General features: G+C 74.2%; 14 protein-coding genes. 4 read left to right on the plus strand and 10 right to left on the minus strand.

Annotation, left to right across the window (positions count from 1 at the left end; genetic code table 11):
* Positions 1-54: 54 nt before the first annotated feature.
* The 10 genes from ABTY59_RS31060 to ABTY59_RS31105 all read right to left on the minus strand — a co-directional run bounded on the left by ABTY59_RS31060 (position 55) and on the right by ABTY59_RS31105 (position 11,361).
* Positions 55-1,632 carry an ABC transporter substrate-binding protein gene (locus ABTY59_RS31060; protein WP_352022405.1) on the minus strand — a complete coding sequence of 526 codons (1,578 nt, stop codon included), beginning with the start codon at positions 1,630-1,632 and terminating at the stop codon, positions 55-57.
* Positions 1,633-1,780: 148 nt separating this feature from the next.
* A complete protein-coding gene (locus tag ABTY59_RS31065; RefSeq protein ID WP_352022406.1) occupies positions 1,781-2,548 on the minus strand; it encodes an SDR family oxidoreductase in 768 nt (255 codons plus the stop codon).
* A gap of 31 nt (positions 2,549-2,579) precedes the next feature.
* On the minus strand, positions 2,580-3,341 hold the full coding sequence (fabG, locus tag ABTY59_RS31070; protein WP_352022407.1) for a 3-oxoacyl-ACP reductase FabG: 762 nt from the start codon (positions 3,339-3,341) through the stop codon (positions 2,580-2,582).
* Between the two features lie 212 nt (positions 3,342-3,553).
* Positions 3,554-3,937 carry a DUF3037 domain-containing protein gene (locus ABTY59_RS31075; protein ID WP_352022408.1) on the minus strand — a complete coding sequence of 128 codons (384 nt, stop codon included), beginning with the start codon at positions 3,935-3,937 and terminating at the stop codon, positions 3,554-3,556.
* Positions 3,934-4,779 carry a HipA family kinase gene (locus tag ABTY59_RS31080; RefSeq protein WP_352022409.1) on the minus strand — a complete coding sequence of 282 codons (846 nt, stop codon included), beginning with the start codon at positions 4,777-4,779 and terminating at the stop codon, positions 3,934-3,936. Before ABTY59_RS31080 ends, ABTY59_RS31075 begins: the two co-directional genes overlap by 4 nt.
* A gap of 29 nt (positions 4,780-4,808) precedes the next feature.
* Entirely contained in the window at positions 4,809-5,483 is a 675-nt protein-coding gene (locus ABTY59_RS31085) for a 4'-phosphopantetheinyl transferase family protein (protein WP_352022410.1), read from the minus strand.
* A complete protein-coding gene (locus ABTY59_RS31090) occupies positions 5,480-6,340 on the minus strand; it encodes a metallophosphoesterase family protein (RefSeq protein WP_352022411.1) in 861 nt (286 codons plus the stop codon). Before ABTY59_RS31090 ends, ABTY59_RS31085 begins: the two co-directional genes overlap by 4 nt.
* 50 nt (positions 6,341-6,390) lie before the next feature.
* Positions 6,391-7,932, minus strand: a complete 1,542-nt coding sequence (locus ABTY59_RS31095) for a lanthionine synthetase C family protein (protein WP_352022412.1) — start codon at positions 7,930-7,932, stop codon at positions 6,391-6,393.
* Complete coding sequence (locus ABTY59_RS31100) at positions 7,929-11,099, minus strand: lantibiotic dehydratase (protein ID WP_352022413.1); 3,171 nt, start codon at positions 11,097-11,099, stop codon at positions 7,929-7,931. Before ABTY59_RS31100 ends, ABTY59_RS31095 begins: the two co-directional genes overlap by 4 nt.
* Positions 11,100-11,214: 115 nt before the next feature.
* A complete protein-coding gene (locus ABTY59_RS31105) occupies positions 11,215-11,361 on the minus strand; it encodes a hypothetical protein (protein ID WP_352022414.1) in 147 nt (48 codons plus the stop codon).
* Between the two features lie 315 nt (positions 11,362-11,676).
* Here ABTY59_RS31105 and ABTY59_RS31110 point away from each other — a divergent pair, with 315 nt between their 5' ends.
* From ABTY59_RS31110 to ABTY59_RS31125, 4 genes are all read left to right on the plus strand, one after another.
* Positions 11,677-13,572 (plus strand): HAD-IIIC family phosphatase, encoded by a 1,896-nt coding sequence (locus tag ABTY59_RS31110; RefSeq protein WP_352022415.1) that lies wholly within the window; start codon positions 11,677-11,679, stop codon positions 13,570-13,572.
* Positions 13,569-13,811, plus strand: coding sequence for an acyl carrier protein (locus tag ABTY59_RS31115; protein WP_352022416.1), 243 nt, complete (start codon positions 13,569-13,571; stop codon positions 13,809-13,811). The genes ABTY59_RS31110 and ABTY59_RS31115 overlap by 4 nt, the downstream gene beginning before the upstream one ends.
* Positions 13,808-14,641, plus strand: coding sequence for a thioesterase II family protein (locus ABTY59_RS31120; RefSeq protein ID WP_352022417.1), 834 nt, complete (start codon positions 13,808-13,810; stop codon positions 14,639-14,641). Before ABTY59_RS31115 ends, ABTY59_RS31120 begins: the two co-directional genes overlap by 4 nt.
* Before the next feature lie 85 nt (positions 14,642-14,726).
* A partial coding sequence (locus ABTY59_RS31125) for a beta-ketoacyl synthase N-terminal-like domain-containing protein (protein ID WP_352022418.1) occupies positions 14,727-17,983 on the plus strand: 3,257 nt, incomplete at its 3' end.

The raw sequence follows: 17,983 nt of genomic DNA on the forward strand, positions 1-17,983 counted from the left end.
TTTCTCCGTCCGAGAACCTATCGGGGGCCACTGACAGTGGCCCCCGCAGGCCTCCTACCAGCTGGCCCGGCGGCTCAGCTCCCACATCTGCATGACCGTCTGCGGGTCGAGGGCCCGCTCGCCGCCGCCGATGTCCTCGCCGGCCGCGATGTACAGCTTGCCCTGCCACAGGGGCAGCAGCCGGACGTCCTGGACCATGATCTCCTGGGCCTCCACGAACTCGTCCGTGACGGTTCCGCGGTCGCTCTCGCGACGGGACTTCGGCAGGAGCTCGTTGGTGATCCGCGGGCTCTCGTAGGGCGTGCCGAGGACGTTCTCCTTGCCCAGGAAGGGGGCGACGAAGTTGTCCGGGTCCGGGAAGTCGGGGAACCAGCCTCGGCCGAAGACCGGGTACTCGCCCTTCTGGTAGCCCTCCTGGAACTCCTTCCACGGCTTGCCGTGCAGGGTGACCTTGAAGAGCCCGGACTCCTCCAGCTGCCGCTTGAGCTCCGCGAACTCGGCGGCCGTCGCGGAGCCGTACCGGTCGGTGGTGTACCAGAGGTCCAGCTCGACCGGCTCGGTGATGCCGCCCTTGCGGAGGATCTGCTTCGCCTTCTGCGTGCTGGGCGCGCCGAAGCGGTCGTAGAACTTGGTGGTGTGGGCGGCGACGCCCTTGGGCACCATCGAGTACAGGGGCTCGGCGGTGCCCTGGTAGACCTTGTTGACCAGTTCGTCGCGGTCGACGAGCTGGGCGATGGCCTTGCGGACGGGGAGCTTGGCGACCGACTCGTCCTGGGTGTTGAAGACCAGGTAGCGGATGTCGGCGCCGGTCGACTCGACGAGCTGGAGGCCCTTGTTCTCGGGCTTGTCCTCCTGGAGGTTGACGACCTCCTCGGCCGTGAGGCCGCGGTAGGTGGCGTCGATCTCGTTCTTCCTGAGGGCGTTGACCATGGCTTCGGAGTCGTCGAAGTACCGGATGGTGACGCCGCCGTTCTTGCGGTCGGCGAAGCCCTTGTAGGTGGGGTTCTTCGTGAGCTCGGCCGTCTCGCGCTCGGCGTACGAGTCGAGGACGTACGGCCCCGAACCCATGATCTTGCCGTCCTTGCGGAGCTTGTCGGCCGGGTACTCGGCCGGGTCCACCAGGGACATCGCGGGGGTGGCGAGGATGAACGGGAACGTGGCGTCGGACTTGTTCAGCCGGAAGACGACCGTGCGGTCGCCGACGGTCTCGATCTTGTCGAGCGAGCCGAGCATCCCGTTGGGGCCGCCCTTGTAGTTGATCGTGCGGATGCGCTCGATCGAGTACTGGACGGCCTGGGCGTCCAGCTTGTGCCCGTTGGAGAAGGTCAGCCCCTCCACGAGCTTGCACTCGAAGACCCGGCTCGAGGTGTCCGTGAACTTGCAGTCGGCGGCGTCCGACTGCGGAGTGGTGCTTCCCGTCGGGAAAGCGACGAGGGTCTGGAAGACGTTCCGGAAGAGCTCCCAGGAATTGTCCCAGGCGGCGGCCGGATCAAGCGTGGTGGGAGAACTCATCGTGCCGACGACGATTCTCTGATCCCCGGCGGATTCACTGTCCGAGAAGACACCGCATCCGGTTACCAGGGATATGGACACAAGGGCTGCAGCGGCCTGCAGACTGGTCCGGTTGAACACGTGCACGCTCCTCGTTCAGCCATGGGTCGGCCGACGATACCGCAGCACCCCGTCAGGTCAATGTTCGAGCCCGACGGGGCACTTGAGGCATTCGACGTATAACCGGGCTCAATCCGGACAGCGAATCCGGAAAGTGTCCGATTATCGGTCAGCCGACTCCGGCGTTCAGGAAAATGCCGCCGTCGACGACGAGCGTCTGGCCGGTGATCCACTCCGACTGCGACGAGGTGAGGAAGGCGGCGGCGCCGCCGATGTCCTCGGGCTCGCCGAGCCGGCCGAGCGGATAGGCGGCCGCCGCCTCCGCCTCGCGGCCCTCGTAGAGCGCCTGCGCGAATTTCGTCTTCACGACGGCCGGCGCGATCGCGTTGACCCGCACGAGCGGCGCGTATTCGTGCGCCAGCTGAAGGGTCAGATTCACCATGGCGGCCTTGCTCATGCCGTACGCGCCGATGAAAGGCGAGGCCGAGACGCCGGCGATCGAGGCGATGTTCACGATCGCCCCGCCGTGCTCCTTCTGCCAGGCGTGCCAGCTGCGCTGCGCGAAGCCGAGCGCGGAGATCACGTTGGTCTCGAAGACCTTGCGGGCCACGCCCAGGTCCAGGTCCGCGATGGGCCCGAAGACGGGGTTGGTTCCGGCGTTGTTGACCAGGAAGTCCAGCCGGCCGAAGCCGTCCATCGCCGCCTCGACGGCGGCGGCCTGGTGGGCCTCGTCGTGCGCCTTGCCGGGGACGCCGATCGCCCGGTCGGCCCCGAGGCGCTCCACGGCCTCCTTGAGGGCCTCCTCGCCGCGCCCGGTGATGACGACCCGGTCGCCGCGGGCCACCAGGGCCTCGGCGACGCCGTAGCCGATGCCCCGGCTGGCGCCGGTGACGAGGGCGACCTTGCCGGACAGCTCCGGCCGTTCCTGCGTGCTCATGTCCGCCTCTTCCTCTCGCTGCCGGCCGTCGTCAGTTGAGCGGGCCGCCGGCCACGTACATGACCTGGCCGGAGACGAAGCCCGCGTCGTCGCCCGCGAAGAACGCGATCGCGTTGGCGACGTCCTCGGGGCGGCCGACCCGCTGCACCGGGATCATGGAGGCGGCGGCGGCCTGGAAGTCCTCGAAGCCCATGCCGACGCGCTCGGCGGTCTGCGCGGTCATCTCGGTGACGATGAAGCCCGGGGCGACGGCGTTGGCGGTGATGCCGAACTTGCCCAGCTCCTTGGCCAGGGTCTTCGTGAGGCCCTGCAGACCCGCCTTGACGGCCGAGTAGTTGGCCTGGCCGCGGTTGCCCAGCGCCGAGGAGGAGGAGAGGGAGACGATCCGGCCGAAGCCCGCGTCCACCATGTGCTTCTGGACGGCCTTCGCCATCAGGAAGGCGCCCTTGAGGTGGACGTTCATGACGAGGTCCCAGTCGGACTCGGACATCTTGAAGAGCAGGTTGTCACGGAGCACGCCCGCGTTGTTCACGAGGATCGTCGGCGCGCCGAGCTCGGCGGCGATCCGCGCGACGGCGGCCTCCACCTGGGCGCTGTCCGAGACGTCGCAGCCGACGGCGAGAGCGGTGCCGCCCGCGGCGGTGATCTTCTCGACGGTGTCCTTGCAGGCCGCCTCGTCGAGGTCGAGTACGGCGACGGCGCGGCCCTCGGCCGCCAGGCGGATCGCGGTGGCCGCGCCGATGCCCCGTGCGGCACCCGTGACGACGGCTACGCGCTGCTCGGTGGTGGACATGCTTGGTTCTCCTCGCCCTTGGATCGTCCCTGGTCGCGGCCGGACTCGTCGCCGCTCCTGCGTCCCGCACATGAGCGACCGCTTAGTATCGTCCGCAGACGAGACGCTAGAAGCCCTGGCACCCGGTGTCAACGGCCCACCGGGTGCACCAGGTCACTCTCCGTGCCCCGACCGGACGATCACGGGCCGGGCACGGACGCGCGCCGCCGCCGCTACCGGACGAGGAGGTCGAGCAGCCGCTCCACCTCGGCCTCGGGGTCGGCCGTCAGACCCGTGTGCACCGGCCCCGGCTGCACCACCGTGGAACGCGGCGCGATCAGCCAGCGGAAGCGGCGCCCCGCGTCGTCGCGCGCCGCCTGCCCGGCCGCGTCGCCGCCCAGACAGACCCCCTCGACGGCCCGCAGCGCGGCCCGCACGCCGGTCACGTCGGCGGTCGGGTCGAGCGCCGACAGCTTGGCCTCGTCCAGATGCGTACGGGCGGCCACGAAGGACCGGGCGCGGCAGTAGACGACCACCCCGGCGTTGAAGCACTCGCCGCGCTCCACCCGCGGCACGACGCGCAGCAGCGCGTACTCGAAGACATCGCGGTCGGTCACGTCGTGCTGTCCTTCTCGGTGGAGTGCGTCCGGGGCGCGAGGCGCTCGGCGAGCCAGCCGGGCGGCTGCTGCGGCCGGCTCTCGGTGCGGGGGCCGAGCGTGATCCGCTCGTGGATGGTGGCGGCGCGCGGCAGCAGCGCCGAGACGTACGCGGCGCGCAGCTCGTCCGTGCTGTCGAAGCCGGGCTCGTCGACGAGCCACTCGTCGGGGACCTCGGCGGCGACCTCCTCCAGGAGCTCGCGGGTGACGAGCGGGGCCAGCTCGGCCGCGGCGGCGGCGATGTCGGGCCCGAAGGGGGCGAGTGCGTGGTCCGAGGCGTCGTACGGCTTCGCGGCGGAGGCCTGGGCGCCCGGCCAGTTGTGGTGCCAGATCATGGTGGCGCCGTGGTCGATGAGCCAGAGGTCGCCGTGCCAGACGAGCATGTTCGGATTGCGCCAGGACCGGTCGACGTTGTTGATGACCGCGTCGAACCAGACGACCCGCCCCGCCTCGCGGGGGTCGACCTCGTACGCCAGGGGGTCGAAGCCGAGGGAGCCCGGCAGGAAGTCCATGCCGAGGTTGAGCCCGCCGCTCGCCTTGAGCAGCTCCTGCACCTCCTGGTCGGGTTCGGAGAGCCCGATGACCGGGTCGAGCTGGATGGTGACGAGCTCCGGCACCCGCAGACCGAGCCTGCGGGCCAGCTGCCCGCAGACGACCTCGGCGACCAGGGTCTTGCGGCCCTGGCCGGCACCGGTGAACTTCATGACGTACGTGCCGAGGTCGTCGGCCTCGACGATCCCGGGGAGCGAGCCGCCTTCACGCAAGGGCGTGACGTAGCGGGTCGCTGTCACTTCGGTAAGCATCCGCCCAGGCTATCCGCCGGGCGGGCGGCTCAGGTGGATCGGTCCGGGACGGTGATCGCGGTGAGCAGGAGGCCGCGCTCGGCGAGCCAGCGTCCTTCGAGCCGGTCGGGCAGGGCGGCTCCTGGCGGGGCGGGGGGCAGGATGCGGGCCGTGAAGCCGCCGCCCGTGCCGTCGTGCGGGGTGAAGGTGAGGGACGCGTCCTCGAAGTCCAGGCGCTGCCCGGTCCAGGGGTACCAGGACTTGTACACGGCCTCCTTCGCGCTGAACAGCAGCCGGTCCCAGCGGACTTCGGGCCGCTCCCGCGCCAGCTCGCGCAGATGCCGCTGCTCGCCGGGCAGGGCGATGGCCCCGAGGACGCCCTCGGGCACGGGCGCGTTCGGTTCGGCGTCGATGCCGAGGGCCGCGACGGCGGACGAACGGGCCGCGACCGCGGCGCGGAAGCCCGCGCAGTGGGTGATGCTGCCGAGGACTCCCCCGGGCCAGACCGGTGCGCCGTGCGGGCCGGGCAGCAGCGGAGCGGCGGGCGCGCCCAGGCCGGCCAGGGCCCGCCGGGCGCACCAGCGGGCGGTGGTGAACTCACGGCGCCGGCCGTCCACGGCCCTCGCGATCAGCGCGGCCTCCTCCGGGTGGAGGTCGCCGGGCTCGGCGACGTCCTCGAAGGCGTCCACGGCGACGACGCCCGCCGGCACCAGACGTTCGATCACCGGCCCTCCCCGGCCGCGGGCTCCTCGGGCAGGATCCGGCGGAGGCCGACCTGCGGGTGGCGGGGCCTGCTCCACTCGCGCGGGTAGCCGACCGACACCTCCTCGAAGCGCACCCCGTCGTGCCAGGTGGTCCGGGGGATGTGCAGATGGCCGTAGACGACCGTGCGCGCCCGGAAGCGGAGGTGCCAGTCCGCGGTCCGTTCCGTGCCGCACCACTGCGCGAAGTCCGGGTGGCGCAGGATCCTCGTGGGTTCGCGGACGAGCGGGTAGTGGTTGACGAGCACCGTCGGCAGGTCCGGGTCGCAGGCCGCGAGGCGCTTCTCGGTCAGCGCGACGCGGGCCTCGCACCAGGCCTCGCGGCTCGGGTGCGGATCGGGGTGGAGGAAGAACTCGTCGGTGCAGACGATGCCGTTCTCCTCGGCGCGGGCGAGGGACTCCTCCTTGGTGGTGACGCCGGGCACGCGGAACGAGTAGTCGTACAGCACGAACAGGGGCGCCACCGTCACCGGGCCTCCCGCGCCCCGCCACACGGGGTACGGGTCCTCGGGCGTCAGGACGCCGAGGCGGCGGCACAGCGCGACCAGGTGCTCGTACCGCTCCTGGCCGCGGAGCTGGACCGGGTCGTCCTTCGGGGTCCACAGCTCGTGGTTCCCCGGTGCCCACACCACCTGCGCGAAGCGCTCGGCGAGCACGGTCAGGGCCCACTCGACGTCCTCGGACATCTCGCCGACGTCGCCGGCGACGAGCAGCCAGTCCTCGTCCGTCGTGGGCCGCAGCGACTCGACGATCGCCCGGTTCTCCCGGTAGGCGACGTGCAGGTCGCTGATGGCCAGCAGGCGGCCCTTGCTCTCGGTCATCCCGTCGTTCCTGTCGTCGAGGTGTCGGTCATGCGGTGCTCACGAGCTGCTCATGAGGTCACGAAGACCGCGTCCCAGTCCGTGGCGGCGGCCGGCTGCCGCGGTCCCTCGGCGCGCGCGGCCTCCGCGTACCCGAGGAGGGCCAGGGCCACCCCGGCGGCGCCGTCGATGAGGGACGGGCTCTCCAGGACGACAGTACCCCCGGGAGTCCGCACCAACTGACGGTATCCGAAAGGCGATTCGGGGTCGTGGAGGGAGACCAGCGCGTCCGCCAGACGGTCGGCGCCGCGCCACAGCGCCGGCTCGCCGGTGCGTTCGGCGAGCCGGACGGCGGCGTGCAGGACGCCCGCGAGGCCGTGGCAGAAACCCGGGTCGTCGTCTCCGAGTGCGGCGAGCGGCCGGGCGAGGAGTGCGGTCAGCGCGTCGACGGCCCGGCGGGAGAGGGCCTCGTCGCCGAGCTCCGTGCCCGCCAGGTGGAGCGCGCCCGCGATGCCGGCGGTGCCGTAGCACCACCCGGCGCGCGTCGTCGCGCCCCGCGCGGGCGGCGCGGCGCCGGTCTCCTCCTCGAAGGCGACCCGGCCCGGCCACGCGACTCCGCCGTGCCCGTCCTCGTACGCGTGACCGCCCAGCCAGGCGGTGATCCGCCGGATCGCGTCGAGGGTGCCGGGCACGCCGTGGCCGGCCCGGTGGGCCAGCGACAGGAGGGCGAGGGGGCCGCAGACGCCGTGGGCGGCGCCCGCGTTGAAGTCGCCGCGCGGGTAGGCGGCCCGGTCGCGGGGCACCGCGTAGCGCTCGGGCGAGCACCACCAGCCGGGGACGTCGACGCCGTCGACCCGCCGCGGCTCGGTGAGGGCGACCAGCAGGCCGAGGACGTCCGTCAGGGCTTCCGCCGCCCGCTCGTCGCCCCGTTCGGCCGCCGCGAGGAGGACCCGGCCCTGGCCGGTGAGGCCCGCGACGACGTCGTAGTCGAGGTAGGACAGCCCCGCCCCCCGGCGCTCGGACAGCGCGGCGGCGCGGGCCCGCGCGTGCCCGGCGAGCACGCCGGTGCCGCGTTCGAGCAGCCGGGCGTAGCCGCCGGTGGCCTCGGCGCCGAGCAGCGCGGGCAGCACGAGGTTGCCGACGGCCGCGGGCCCCTCGCGCGGGGCGAGCGCGGTGGCGGCGGCGAGATGCGCGTGCGCGGCGGAGCGCCACGCGCCGTCGTGCCGGGCGCAGCGGTCGTGCAGCAGCGCGACGCCGGGGTGTCCGAGCAGCACGGAGGCCGGCTGCCACCCGGGCAGCATCAACTCCCCCGGCACCCCGGCGAACTCCTCCGCGGTGACCCGGGCGACCCGCTCGGGATCACGCAGCCGCTCGGCGACGTCGAGCACGACGCGCCACGCGGAGCCCCGCGAGCCCGCGCCGGGGTCGGAAGCCGCGCCACGGTCGGGCCCGGGGGCCGGAGCGGGGACGGAGGCGGAGACCGTGGCCCGGTCGGGGGCGGAGGCCGGAGCGGGGGCAGACGCCGGGGCAGACGCCGGGGCGGTCGGCGTGGTGGTCGGCGTGGTGGTCGGCGTGGTGTCGGTGTCCGGGGCGCTGCGGTGGGGGTGTGTCATCGGTGGTGCCTCTTCCTGCTCAGGGCGAGGGCCAGGCCTTCGCGGGCCGTCACGTGCGCGAGGATCTCCTCCTCGCGGCGGGGGCCGATGAGCCGGTTGCAGTGCATGTGCGCGAGGCTCAGCGCGACCGGGGCCCGGCGGTGCGCGTCGAGGGCGTCGTGGAGCGCCGTCAGGGCCTCGGCGCGGGCGGCGCGCGGCGCGGCGGCGAAGTGGTCGGCCACGGCCTCCTTCGTGGCGCGGGCGACCTCCGAGCGCCTGGTCAGGAAGCGGGGGTCGCCGAGCCAGTCGAGGGCCTCCTCCGGGCTGCCGAGCCCGGTGAGGAGGTCGAGGATGCCGAGCGCGGCCCGTGCGACCACGGGCAGCCCGACGCCGTCGCCGCCCCCGGCCAGCTGCGTGAGGACGGCCGCGCTGTCCGCGTGGAAGACCCGTTCGGCGTGGGCGAGCGCCGCCGGGCCGCCGTACCGTTCCGTCTCGGGGTCGTACGTGTCGAGGACCAGGCGGTCGGTCAGGCCGGCGTCCCGCAGTTCCTCCGCCCACTCCCGTACGGCCGGCAGCAGCACCGGCCAGAGGGTCTCCGGCTTGCCCTGGAAGCGCAGCCTCAGATGCGGATCGGGGTCCGCGTAGCGGAGGAAGAACCAGCCGTCCGCCCCGGCGGCGCGCACCGCTTCGGAGTCGACGAGCCGGCTCACGTGCCGGGAGAGGACCTGGTCCTGGAGGCCGTCGGGGACGTACAGCTTGGCGTACAGCCACTCGCCGCCGGGCAGCACGGCCCGCCGTCCGGCGGGCGCCGGTCCGGCGGCGGGCGGCACGGGCGGGGCGGCCGTGACGCGGGGCCCACGGGCGAACAGCGGGACGACCAGTTCACAGGCGTGCGGGCCGTCGGGCCCGGCGAACCAGCCCGTGCCGTCCGGACCCCCGTACCACTCGTTGATCACCAGGCCCTGCGGCCGCTTCACCTCGTCGTGCAGGACGAGGAGGTGGCGCGGGTCGTCGAGGTCGACCGTGACGCGGTTGTCAGCCCGGGCGAGCAGCACGTACCGGGGGACGCCGAGGCGCAGCCGCCACGCGGCGACGGCCTCGCGCCAGCCGGGACCGGTGCCGTCGGTCCGGGCGGCGGCCGCCTCGCACAGCGCGCTGTCCGGGAGCCAGCGGGCGGGCGCGAGCACGACGCGGCCGAGCCGGACCCGGGGCAGGGCCGGGGCGGCGGCCCAGGAGCCCCAGTTCCAGGGGGCGCACCAGTCGTGGCCCTCGTAGCCGAGTTCGAGCAGGAAGCGCGCCACGTACGGCAGATGGCCGCTCTGGGGGTTGAGCATCGAGTGCGACACCGGGCGGACCGTCCGGCCCGTCGGCGCGTGGACGACCCACATCCGGTCCAGGTCGGCGTGGACGGCGAGGTCCTCGGGACGCAGGTCCGTGACGTGGTCGCCGGCGGCGGAGGCCGGGACGCCGAGCGGGATGCGGTACGGGAGCAGCGGGGGGACGGTGGCGACGTTCGCGGACCGGGCGACGCGGGGCCGGTACGCGACGGTGGCGGCCAGCTCGCCGCGCGGGTCCCGCACCTGCTCCCCCGTCCGCCCCTCCGCCCGTGCCACGATCGCGTCGAGCGCCGCGCCGTCGCCGAGGACCGGCGCGAAGCGGCCGAAGGTGGCACCGGCCCGGGGGGAGCCGGGGTTCGCGCCCAGGACCAGGTGGAAGTCGCCCGCGAGGAGCTCCTCCCAGCTGCCGGCGGCGAGTTCGGCGCCCAGTTCGAGCGAGGTCGGCACGCCCCGCTCGGGCGCGGCGCCGTCCGTCGGCGCGCTCCGTGCGCCCAGGGCGGCCAGCGTCGTGTCGTCGAGGACGATCTCGGGGGTGCCGTCCCCGGCCCCGTCCGGGTTCCGCAGGGCGGCCATCACCAGTTCCCCGAGGAGCTGGTCGCGGCGGCGGCCGTCCGCCGAGGGTGCGGTCGGCTCGGCGGGTGCGCCGTCCGCGCCCGCGCCGCTCCGGTAGGGCTCGGGGAGGCCGAGGCCGCGTGCCTCGTCGAGGAGTTCGAGCAGCGGCACGGCGCGCTCGGTGCCGTACCGCTCCAGGAAGGCGAGGTGGTAGGCGCGCAGGTGCGGCATGCCGGGCCGGGTGGCCGTGGTCCGCCAGAGGGCGGTGGCGGCCCGCTCGGCCTCCCGGCCGACCCGCGCCGGCAGGACGAGCCGCGCGTCGAGCCGCAGGTCCGACTGGATCAGGTCGTCGGCCTCGCGCAGGGCCCGCATCCGGGCGGTGACCTCGGCGAGCGCCGGGCCGCGGCCGGCGGGCGGTGCCGTGTCCAGGGCGGCGAGCCCGTCACGTATCCCGGCGAGGGCCCGGGGCAGCGGGTGGTCGACGCCCGCGAGCCGGTCGAGGACGTGGTCGAGCGGGGCGGTGTGATCGGGCGGCGGCAGCAGATCGCTCACCAGGAAGCCGCTGCGGACGAGTTGCTCCACCGTCCGCTCCACGGTCGCCGCCGGTGCCTGGGGGAAGCGCTCGGCGAGTCCGGCGACCAGTTCGGGCCAGGCGACGGGTTCGGCGGCCCGCTCCAGGACGTGGGCGACGACCGCACTCGACCGCACGGAGTGCGCCAACTGGCGCTTCCCGTGGGGATCGTGCTGGTCCACGAGGACCACGCGGCCGTCGCGTACGGTGCGCAGCGGGTCGGCGGTCAGGGCGCCGCGCTCGCGCAGGCCGGGGGTCGCGACGACCTCGTCGGCGAGCAGGCCGTGCAGCCAGGCCGCGTCGGGGCGGCTCGCGCTCCGGTGCGCGTCGCCCACCTCCCGCACGACGTCGGTGCCGGTGCCGCTGTCGGTCCCGGCGAGCGCGACGCCCGCGAAGTGCCCGAAGGGCGTGGCCCGGAAGGTCGTGCGGAGGTGGTACTTGGTGAGCGCGACGACCGTCCGCAGGAGGCGCTTGCGCTTGACCGGCGTCCCGGCACGTGTCTTCTCGGCCTCGTCGGCCAGGCTCGGGCTGGCGAGCCGTACCGCCGCGAGGAACACCGGATCGGCCGTGAGCCGCACGACCTCGGCCCGCAGCGCCTCGTCGGAGGCGAGACCGGCCGCGCCGGGGACGGGGGGCACGGGGGGCGCCCCCGCGTCGGGCGGTACGGGGCGGGCGGCGGCGCGCAGCAGCACCGTCCCGGCGGCGTCGAAGATCTCGCTGTCCGTCACGTGTCCGTCCCCGGTCCGTTCTGTACGTGCGTGCGTGGCAGTGACATGGGTGCGCCGGGCGGCGCGGGCCCCGGAGGGCCGTGCCGCCCGGCGCGTGATCAGCCGAGGGGGCCGATCAGCAGTGCCAGGACGTCACCGGGCAGGAGAGACAGGTGCCGGTGCCCGTGAAGGACTTGGCCTCCATCGCGGGGGCGTCCTGGACCACGACCTCCAGGTCGAGGTCGAGGTCGAACTCCAGCTCAGCGGTCAGTGCGGTTGCCATGCGTTCCTCCATGATTCGCGGTCGCTGCGGCGCCCGGTTCGGCCGGCCGCCGATCACGCCGTGGTGCGGAGCAAGATCTAGGCGGGCCCGCCAAACCACGACTTAAGAGCGCCTAACCCCACGCTGACGCCGCTCCCCTCACGCCGCGGCCCCGGCGTCCTCTTCCGCACGCCCCCCCCGGACGCCCGCGTGCCCTCCGGTCTCCCGCGCCGCGGGCCGAGATCCACAAGTCCCGGCATAGACGGCTGTAAGGGCGGCTTTAGAACGCTCGCCAAGCATGGCCGACGTCGCACCCGACGTACGGGAGAGCTGGGAATGGTCGAGAAGACGGACGACGACGACACGCTGCGGTCGCTGCACGAGCGGGGCCGGGTCGCCGCCGAGTACCCGAGGGTACGAGCGCTGGTCGGCGCCGGCGACGCCGCCGGGCGGCGCTGGGCGGGCAACCTGCTGGCCCGCATCGGCCCGGACGCCGTGCTCGCCGAGCACCCGGACACACCGGTGGTGTCGGTGGCCTTCACCGGGCACAGCACCGTGTCCGGTCTGGTCGCGCCGGTCACCGCCGAGCTGGCCCGGCACGGACTGCTGCTGCGCCCCCACGTGTCCGACTTCGACAGCTACGTCTTCGACCTGTCGGACACCGGGAGCGAGCTGTACGCGGCGAAGCCCGACGCCGTCGTGTGCCTCCTGGACGCCTCCGTCGTCTTCGACGAGGTCCCGCAGCCCTGGCGGCCCGACGACGTGGCCCGGGTCTTCGACGAGAAGCTGCGGCTGCTCGACGGGCTCGCCGGCGTGTTCGACGGCGCGGGCCGCGGCACGCTGGTCCTCAACACCCTCCCGCTGCCGCGCGAGTGGCCGGCGCAGCTGGTCGCGCTGCGCGACCGGGCGCGGCTCGGCGCGGTGTGGCGGGAGGCCAACGCGCGGCTGCTGCGCCTGATGGACGAGCACCCCTCGCTGACCGTCCTCGACCTCGACCCGCTGCTCGGCGCGGACCTGCCGCTGCGCGACGACCGGCTGGGCGTCTACACGCACACCGAGCTGTCGCCCCAGGCGCAGGCGGCGTACGCGGGCGAGCTGGCCGACGTGTTCCGCGCGGCGACCGGGCGGTCGAAGAAGGTCCTGGTCCTCGACCTGGACAACACGGTGTGGGGCGGCATCCTCGGCGACGACGGGATCGAGGGCATCGAGGTGTCCGGCTCCTACCGCGGCGAGGCCTTCCGCAGGCTGCAGCGCACCGCGCGGCAGATCGCCTCGCAGGGGGTGCTGCTCGCCGCGGTCAGCAAGAACGACCTGGAGCCGGTGCGCGAGGTGCTCAGCTCGCACCCGGACATGACGCTGCGCGAGGACGACTTCGTCCGCGTGGTCGCCAACTGGCGCCCCAAGCACGACAACCTGCGCGAGCTGGCCGCCGATCTGAACCTCGGCGTCGACAGCTTCGTGTTCGCCGACGACAGTCCGTACGAGTGCGGCCTCGTCACCCGCGAGCTGCCGGACGTCGCGGTGGTCGCGCTCGACGACGAGCCGGCGCTGCACGTCGAGAAGCTGCTGCGGGACGGCTGGTTCACCGTGCGGGACGTCACGGCCGACGACCTGAAGCGGCCCGAGCGGTACCGGGACGAGCTGGACCGCAAGGACTTCCTGGACAGCTTCTCGTCCCTCGACGACTACCTGCGCGAGCTCGACGTCCAGGTGCGCTTCGCGGACGCCTCGCCCGCCGAAGTGGCGCGCGTCTCCCAACTGACCTTGCGCACCAACCAGTTCAACCTGACCACCGAGCGGCTCCAGGAGGCCGAGGTCGCCGAGCGGGCGGCCGCTCCCGGCTCCCTCGTCCTCACCATCCGCTCCGCCGACCGCTTCGGCGACAACGGCGTGGTCGGCGCCGTCCTCGCCCACCGCGACGAGGACGCCCTCGTCATCGACAACTTCCTGCTCAGCTGCCGGGTGTTCGCCCGGGGCATCGAGCAGGCCTGCCTCTCGGCGCTGCTCGCCCACGCCCGCGAGCAGGGCCTGAGCACGGCGCGGGCCGACTACCGGCCGTCGGCCAAGAACGGCAAGGTGCGGGACTTCTATCCCGCCAACGGCTTCGCGCCGGCCGACCCCGACGACGCCCCCGACAGCTCGCCCGTCCTCTTCCGTCACGACCTGGCGGACATCACCGCGCCGCCGGAACACGTCCGGCTGACCCTGAGCCTCGGAGGGCTGCACCAGTGAAGAACCTCGACGACTTCCTGATCCTCGTGGAGAACGAGATCGGTCTGTCCCTCACCCCCGCGACCGTCGGCGCAGGATTCGACGAACTGTCCGGCTGGGACTCCCTCCACCTGCTGACGCTGCTCACCGCGATCGAGCGGGAGACCGGGCAGCGGGTGCCCATGACGCAGGTCCTGGAGGCGACCAGCCTCCACGACATCTTCGTGCTCACGGCGCCGGCACGGACGGTGGAGACATGACCGGCGCCTCCGTCGGGTCCGGCACGACCGTGCCGGCCCGCCGGGGCCCGGCCCGCTCGGCGTATCTGCTGCCCCGGCAGCCCGACCCGACGCGGGCGCCGCTGCGGCTGTTCTGCTTCCACCACGCGGGCGGCGCTGCCTCCTCCTTCTCCGGCTGGCAGGAGCGGCTGGGCGGCGGCGTCGCCGTCGTGCCGGTGCAGTTGCCCGGTCGCGAGCACCGGGTCAAGGAGCCCAGGCTGCGCGAGTTCACACGGCTCGTCGACGAACTCGACGAGGCGCTCGACCCGCTGCTCGACGCTCCCTACGCCTTCTACGGGCACAGCATGGGCGGCATCGTCGCGCATGAGCTGACCCGGCGGCGCGTCGAGCGCGGCCTCACCGCGCCCCGACAGCTCCTCGTCGGGGCCTGCCCGCCGCCGCACCGGCCGCACCCGGCCGACGGCGTCCCCCCGGAGCGGCGCTCCGACGAGGAGCTGACGGCGTGGATGGCCGGCCTCGGCGGGCTGCCCGACCTCGTCCGGCGCTACCCGGAGTGGCTCCGGCTCGCCGTCGCCGTGCTCCGCGACGACCTGAGCCTCGTGCACAGCCACACCTCGGGACCGGGCACCGCCACGGCGCCCGAGCCGCTGCCGGTGCCGGTCCGCGCGCTCGCCGGATCGAGCGACCCGCTGGTGACACCGGGGCTCGCCGCCGAGTGGGCCCGTCACACGACGGCCGACTTCCGGGTGTTCACCCTGGCCGGCGGGCACTTCTTCCACCGCACGGCACCCGGCATCGTGCTCCGGCTCGTGGCCTCGCTGCTCGCCGCCGAGCACAGCGCCCGGTCCTGAGGACTCCCCCGGGCCTCCCCCTGCTCCCCCTCCCCTCCCGCTCGACCTGTAACCCGCGCACACCGAAATTCGGAGACGGTAGACGATGACTGCTGCACCCCACCCCGTCGTACTGTGGCCGGTCTCGGCGCCCGGACCGGCCTCGCTGCGAGCCCGTGCCACCGCGGCCGCGGAGCTGCTCGACAGCCTCACCGGCCTGTCCCCGGCGTCGGCCGCGGCCTCGCTGACGGCGGCCGACGAGGCCGCGGGCCATCGGGCCGTGGTCGTCGGACGGGACCGCGACGAGCTGCTCGCGGGGCTGCGGGCACTGGCGGCCGGGCGGGTCGAGGACGCCGACGCCGAGGTGCGGCGGGGCCGGCTTCCGGAGGACGGCGCGGCACCCGGCGCCGTCTTCGTCTACTCCGGATTCGGCGCGCACTGGGACGGCATGGGCGTCGACCTGCTCGACGGCTCCGAGGCGTTCCGGACCAGTCTCACCGCCTGCGCCGACGAGCTGCGGCCGCTGGTCGGCTGGGACCTGCTCGACGTCCTGCGGGGCGCCGAGGGGGCGCCGGGGCTGGAGTCCGCGGCCGTCGTGATGCCCGCCCTGGTGGCCGTCATGATCGCGCTGACCGAGGAGTGGCGCGCGATGGGCGTCGAGCCGGTCGCGGTGGTCGGGCACAGCATCGGCGAGATGGCCGCGGCGCACGCGAGCGGGGCGCTGCCGCGGGCCGAGGCCCTGCGGATCGCGGCGGTGTGGGGTGCGGCCCTCACCGACGCGCTCGCGGGTGACCACGGCATCGTGGCGGTGCTGCTGCCGGCCGAGGAGATGCGGGAGCGTCTCGCGCCGTGGGGCGGCCGGCTGGGTCTCGCCGCCGTCAACGGCCCCGGCTCGGTGACCGTGTCGGGCGAGGAGGCGGCGCTCGGTGAGCTGGAGGCGGTCCTGGCCGCCGAGGGCGTGCGGACCCGCCGGATCCGGTCCGACGTGCCGGTGCACGTGGCGCAGGTGGACGCGATCATGGACCGGCTGCTCGCGGAGCTGCGGACCGTGCGGCCCGCCGCGTCCCGGATCCCCTTCTACTCCTCCGCGCTCGGTGCCGCCGTGGACACGACGGAGCTCGACGGGGCCTACTGGGCGAGCCAGTTGCGCCGTCCGGTGCGGTTCGAGGCGGCGGTACGCGCGCTGCTCGCGGACGGTCACGGCGCGTTCCTGGAGGCCGGACCGCATCCCGTGCTGAAGATGGCCGTCGAGGAGACGGTCGAGGACACCGGTCTGGCGGCGGACGTCGTGGTGGCCGGGTCGCTGGTGCGGGGCCGCGACGGGCGGCAGGCGCTGTCGGCGACGCTCGCCGACCTCTGGACGTACGGCCTGCCCGTCGACCTGACCAGGGCCGCGCCGCAGGAGAGCCACGGCGGCGGCGAGGAGGACCGCGCGGGTGGGCCCGCGCACCTGGAGCTGCCTCCGTACGACACCGCCGCGGACGCCTCCGAGGCCGCCCGCTCCGTCACCGGACTCCGCGCCGAACTGGACGCGTCGGCCGAGGACGAGCGGCGTCGCCGCCTCCTGGAGGTCGTACGGGAGCAGACCGCGGACGCGCTCGGTGTCGACCGGGGCGTCTCCTTCGGCGGGCCCGACGAGACGTTCCGCGACCTCGGCCTCGAGTCCTCCGCCGCGGTCGCGCTGCGCAACCGGCTGGCCGGGGCGCTCGGCCTGCGGCTGCCGGTGGCCGTCGCCTTCGACCACCCCACGCCCGCCGCGCTCGCCGCGCACCTCCACGCGCTGCTGTACGGGACGGCCGAGGCGCCCGTGACCAGGGGCCGCCGCCCGGACGCCGACCCCGGCGAGCCGATCGCGATCGTCGGCATGGCCTGCCGCTACCCGGGCGGGGTGTCCTCGCCCGAGGACCTGTGGAAGCTGGTCAGCGAGGGCACCGACGCCATCGGCCCGTTCCCCGTGGACCGGGACTGGGACGAGGACCTGTACGACCCCGACCCGGAGGCCGTCGGCAAGTCCTCGACGGCCCGGGGCGGATTCCTCTACGACGCGGCCGAGTTCGACGCCGGCTTCTTCGGCATCAGCCCGCGCGAGGCGACGGGCATGGACCCGCAGCAACGGCTGCTCCTGGAGACGGCCTGGGAGACCTTCGAGCGGGCCGGCATCGACCCGACGACGCTGCGCGGCAGCGACACCGGCGTCTTCGCGGGCACGTACGGCCTGGAGTACGGTCCGCGGCTCGCGGACGCCGCCGAGGGCGGCGTCGACGGCTACCTCCTGACGGGCCAGTTCGGCAGCGTGGCCTCCGGTCGCATCGCCTACACCCTGGGCCTCGAAGGCCCGGCGATCACGGTGGACACGGCCTGCTCCTCCTCGCTGGTGGCACTGCACCTCGCGGTGCGCTCGCTGCGCCAGGGCGAGTGCTCGCTCGCCCTCGCGGGCGGCGCCGCGATCATGGCGAGCCCCGGCATGTTCGTGGAGTTCAGCCGGCAGCGCGGGCTGTCCCCGGACGGCCGCTGCAAGGCCTTCTCGGCGACGGCCGACGGCACCGGCTGGAGCGAGGGCGTCGGCCTGCTGCTCGTCGAGCGGCTCTCCGACGCCGTCCGCAACGGCCACCCCGTCCTCGCCGTCGTGCGCGGCACCGCGACCAACCAGGACGGCGCGAGCAACGGGCTCACCGCGCCGAGCGGCCCGGCGCAGGAGTCCGTCATCCGCCAGGCGCTGGCCGACGCGGACCTCGGCGCGGAGCAGGTCGACGCGGTCGAGGCCCACGGCACCGGCACCCGGCTCGGTGACCCGATCGAGGCCCAGGCCCTGATCAACACGTACGGCGCGGGCCGTGACGCCGAACACCCGCTGTGGCTGGGGTCGTTGAAGTCGAACATCGGCCACGCCCAGGCGGCGGCCGGTGTCGGTGGTGTCATCAAGATGGTGATGGCGATGCGGAACGGGGTGCTGCCCCGGACCCTGCACGTCGACGACCCGACGGACCACGTGGACTGGTCGGACGGCACCGTTCGGCTCCTCACCGAGGAGCGGACCTGGGACGCGTCCGGGGACGAGCCGCGGCGCGCGGGTGTGTCGTCGTTCGGCATCAGCGGGACGAACGCGCACGTCGTGATCGAGCAGGCCCCGGAGACCGTGCACGACACGGAACTCACCGACCTTCCCTGGCTGTTGTCGGCGAAGAGCGAGCAGGCCCTGCGCGACCACGCCCGCCACCTCCACACCTACGCCACCGAACACCCCGACACCCCCGTACGGGAGATCGCGGCGGCCCTCGCCGCACGCGCCCGCTTCGACCACCGCGCCGTCCTCGACACCACCGACCGCGAAACGCTCCTCACCGCCCTCACCGCACTCGCCGA

The organism is Streptomyces sp. NPDC096079 (assembly GCF_040303145.1).
GTDB lineage: Bacteria > Actinomycetota > Actinomycetes > Streptomycetales > Streptomycetaceae > Streptomyces.

Coding starts and splice junctions, on each gene's coding strand:
- ABTY59_RS31065 (WP_352022406.1), bottom strand. CDS start 2,548: ATGAGCACGCAGGAACGGCCGGAGCTGTCCGGCAAGGTCGCCCTCGTC.
- fabG (WP_352022407.1), bottom strand. CDS start 3,341: ATGTCCACCACCGAGCAGCGCGTAGCCGTCGTCACGGGTGCCGCACGG.
- ABTY59_RS31080 (WP_352022409.1), bottom strand. CDS start 4,779: ATGCTTACCGAAGTGACAGCGACCCGCTACGTCACGCCCTTGCGTGAA.
- ABTY59_RS31090 (WP_352022411.1), bottom strand. CDS start 6,340: ATGACCGAGAGCAAGGGCCGCCTGCTGGCCATCAGCGACCTGCACGTC.
- ABTY59_RS31095 (WP_352022412.1), bottom strand. CDS start 7,932: ATGACACACCCCCACCGCAGCGCCCCGGACACCGACACCACGCCGACC.
- ABTY59_RS31105 (WP_352022414.1), bottom strand. CDS start 11,361: ATGGCAACCGCACTGACCGCTGAGCTGGAGTTCGACCTCGACCTCGAC.
- ABTY59_RS31110 (WP_352022415.1), top strand. CDS start 11,677: ATGGTCGAGAAGACGGACGACGACGACACGCTGCGGTCGCTGCACGAG.
- ABTY59_RS31120 (WP_352022417.1), top strand. CDS start 13,808: ATGACCGGCGCCTCCGTCGGGTCCGGCACGACCGTGCCGGCCCGCCGG.